The sequence below is a fragment of the Actinomyces sp. MRS3W genome, from assembly GCF_032465695.1.
In the GTDB taxonomy this organism is placed as follows: domain Bacteria; phylum Actinomycetota; class Actinomycetes; order Actinomycetales; family Actinomycetaceae; genus Actinomyces.
In genome coordinates this window covers 1-2,952 of record NZ_JAWDJJ010000051.1, presented here as the reverse complement: position 1 = coordinate 2,952, position 2,952 = coordinate 1, and the positions used below count along the sequence as shown (strand labels likewise).

The 2,952-nt window shown below is 69.4% G+C and carries 4 protein-coding genes and 2 tRNA genes; 5 read left to right on the top strand and 1 reads right to left on the bottom strand.

Annotated elements, in window-relative coordinates; genetic code table 11:
* Positions 1 to 428: FHA domain-containing protein (locus RWX45_RS01495; RefSeq protein ID WP_316022020.1), on the bottom strand; the 428-nt coding region annotated here is incomplete at its 3' end.
* A 140-nt stretch (positions 429 to 568) separates the two neighbouring features.
* On the opposite strand from RWX45_RS01495, the gene RWX45_RS01490 reads away from it, so the two are divergent.
* From RWX45_RS01490 to RWX45_RS01470, 5 genes are all read left to right on the top strand, one after another.
* Positions 569 to 644: transfer RNA gene (locus RWX45_RS01490), tRNA-Arg, on the top strand.
* Between the two features lie 147 nt (positions 645 to 791).
* A complete protein-coding gene (orn, locus tag RWX45_RS01485; protein WP_316022022.1) occupies positions 792 to 1,412 on the top strand; it encodes an oligoribonuclease in 621 nt (206 codons plus the stop codon).
* A gap of 109 nt (positions 1,413 to 1,521) precedes the next feature.
* Positions 1,522 to 1,597 (top strand) — tRNA-His (locus RWX45_RS01480).
* Positions 1,598 to 1,722: 125 nt separating this feature from the next.
* The gene (locus tag RWX45_RS01475; RefSeq protein ID WP_316022019.1) at positions 1,723 to 2,328 is read left to right on the top strand and encodes a hypothetical protein; all 606 of its coding nucleotides are present in this window, start codon (positions 1,723 to 1,725) and stop codon (positions 2,326 to 2,328) included.
* A partial coding sequence (locus RWX45_RS01470) for a site-specific integrase (RefSeq protein ID WP_316022021.1) occupies positions 2,309 to 2,952 on the top strand: 644 nt, incomplete at its 3' end. The genes RWX45_RS01475 and RWX45_RS01470, both read left to right, overlap by 20 nt.

The following is a 2,952-nucleotide window of genomic DNA, read 5'->3' as shown; positions in this document are numbered from 1 at the left end:
GTCTGGGGGCGCGCCTGCGGGTACAGCGTCGGCGGCTGGGGCTGGGGAGCACCTGCGGGTGCCGCCGGCGCGCCCCCAGACGCGGCACCGGGCGCGGGGGCGGGTCCGGCGTCGGGAACGGCTGTGGGGATGAAGTCGACGCCGGGGCCGGAGCTGTTGGCGAGGTAGACGCGGGTCGGGCCGGTCACCAGGGCGCGACGCGTGTCCTGGCCGTCCACGAGCATGCCGTTGGTGCGCGAGATGCACTCGATGACCCAGCCCTCCGGCGTCGGCGAGACGCGCAGATGCTCACCGGAAACCGCATTGGAGGTGGAGACGACGACGTCGCACGTGGGCCGCCGGCCGACGATGAAGGCGGAGGTGAAGACGCGTGGCTGTTCGTAGGCGGGGGCGTTGGTCAGGCGCACTGCCAGTGCTGTGGGGGGCACGTGGATCCTTCCGGGATTGTGGGGCGAGAACTCACCAGCTTGGCCGAAACGATACCGTTGCCGGGCGGGGGCGGGCAGTGGTTTTCGACTCTGTCCAAGTGGGAAGTTCTGCCCACCGTGACGTACGCTGGGCCAGCAACGCCTCCGTAGCTCAATGGATAGAGCATCGGCCTTCTAATCCGCAGGTTCCCGGTTCGAGTCCGGGCGGGGGCACCAACGAAAACTCCATATGGCGCGGGAAACCACCCCTCCCCCACACCGAAACCGGCACTAATAACATGCCGAAACCGGCACAAATGACGTGCCGAGACCGGCCGATGTGGCGGCGGGCCGGGTCTAGACTCGGCGACCGTGAGTCGACAGATAACTACCTCCGATCCCCTGGTGTGGATCGACTGCGAGATGACGGGCCTCAACCTGGAGACGGACGCGCTCATCGAAGTGGCCGTCATCGTCACCGACTATGAGCTCAAGCCGCTGGGCGAGGGCATCGACGTCCTCATCAAGCCGCCGGCTGCGGCCCTGGAGCAGATGGGCGACTTCGTACGCGAGATGCACACCTCCTCCGGCCTGCTCAAGGAGCTGGAGCAGGGCCTGACGATGGAGGAGGCCACCCGCGCCGTCCTCGACCACGTCAAGTCCCTGGTGCCGGAGGCCGGTACCGCGCAGCTGGCCGGCAACTCGGTCGGCACCGATAAGGCGTTCCTGGCCCGGGACATGCCCGAGCTCATCGACTACCTGCACTACCGGATCGTCGACGTCTCCTCCATCAAGGAACTCGCCAAGCGCTGGTACCCGCGCACCTTCTTCCACGCTCCGGAGAAGCACGGCGGTCACCGGGCGCTGGCGGACATCCTGGAGTCGATCGACGAGCTGCGCTACTACCGGGAGGTCCTCTTCCCGCACGGCGAGGGCCCCACGAGCGAGGAGTGCAAGGCAGCGGCCGCCAAGGTCGCGGAGCACCCGACGGCGGAGCTGCTCTGACGACGGCGACCCACCTGACATGAGGGTGACGCAGCACACGGGGTCTGGATTGGTGCTAGCACAGGTGAGCCGATAAAGTACCGACTCGGTGCGACGACGTCGCCCGATGGTGGCTGTAGCTCAGTCGGTAGAGCGCCTGGTTGTGGTCCAGGAGGTCGCGGGTTCAAGCCCCGTCAGCCACCCCATTGCAGATCCTTGCTATTCCAACGAATAGTGGCGGTTGAGACGTTAGGCGCTGGCGTGCAGTGTCCGATCGGTGTCCGAAGTCCTGTCGTCCGGGGCTCGCGGGCACTCCACCTCAGGAGCACCCGTGTCCGTCTCACGCTCCCCCTCCGGTCCTCCCACGGCACTGTCCCCGCGCCGACGGCGCCCGGTCGTGTCCGCCCATCGCCGCGCCGACGGCACCACCCGCTACTCCGTCCGCTTCCCGCTCGTCCCCGGCGACCCGGGCAGCAAGCACCAGGAGTCCTTCCCCACCCGCGCCGCGGCAGAGTCGTTCTGCGACCTGGTGTGCGCCCTCGGCCCGTCTGCCGCGATCGCAGCCCTGGACTCCGCGGAGGCCGAGCGCGAGGTGCCCACCCTGCGCACCTGGTTCGACACCTACTTGGCGCAGGTGGGCACCTATGCGACGCCGGGGACCGTGGCCGGCTACCGCAGCCAGTTCCGCCGCTACCTGGACCGGCCCCTCGGGCCGCTACTGCTGTCCCAGATCACCCGGCAAGTGGTGGTGCGCATGGATCGGCACCATGCGCACCACACCCTCGTCACGGCACGGGGCCGGCGGCGAGCCGCGCCCGCTGTCGTCCAAGACGATCCGGGAATCGCAGCGCCTGCTGTCCCAGTGCCTCAAGGCCGCCGTCGAAGAGGGGCTGATCGCCTCCAACCCGGCGCGGGGCGTGCGCGTGCCCTCGGATGACGTCAAGGGCGAGTCCACCACGTTCCTCACCCGCGACGAGCTCGGCCTGCTCATCGACGCCATAGACCCCTACTGGCGCCCCTTCGTATCCTTCCTGGCCGGTACCGGCACCCGCTTCGGCGAGGCCACGGCCCTGCAGGTCGGCGACCTCGACCTGTCCGCATCCCCGCCCACAGCGAGGATCTGCCGCGCCTGGAAGAAGGGCGACGGCCCCGGAGGCGTCTACCTGGGCGGCACCAAGGGCTCCACCACCCGCACAATCGCACTCCTCCGCCCCCTGGCCCACCAGCTCACGGACCTGACCGCCGGCCGCCCCGCCGACGCCATGGTGTTCACCAGCCGGGCCGGCGCCCGCATCCAATCCCAGCACTTCTCCACCCGTGTCTGGAAACCCGCACTGACCCGCGCACGCGCCGCCGGCCTGACCAAGACCCCCCGAGTCCACGACCTGCGCCACACCCACGCATCCCTCCTGCTGGGCGCCGGCGTCCCAATCATCGCCGTCCAGCGCCGCCTGGGGCACCAGTCCATCACCACCACCGTCGACACCTCACCCCCGACGCCTACGCGGCCGCCACCGACGCCGCCGAGGCCATCGTCAACATCACCTCACCCACCTACGCC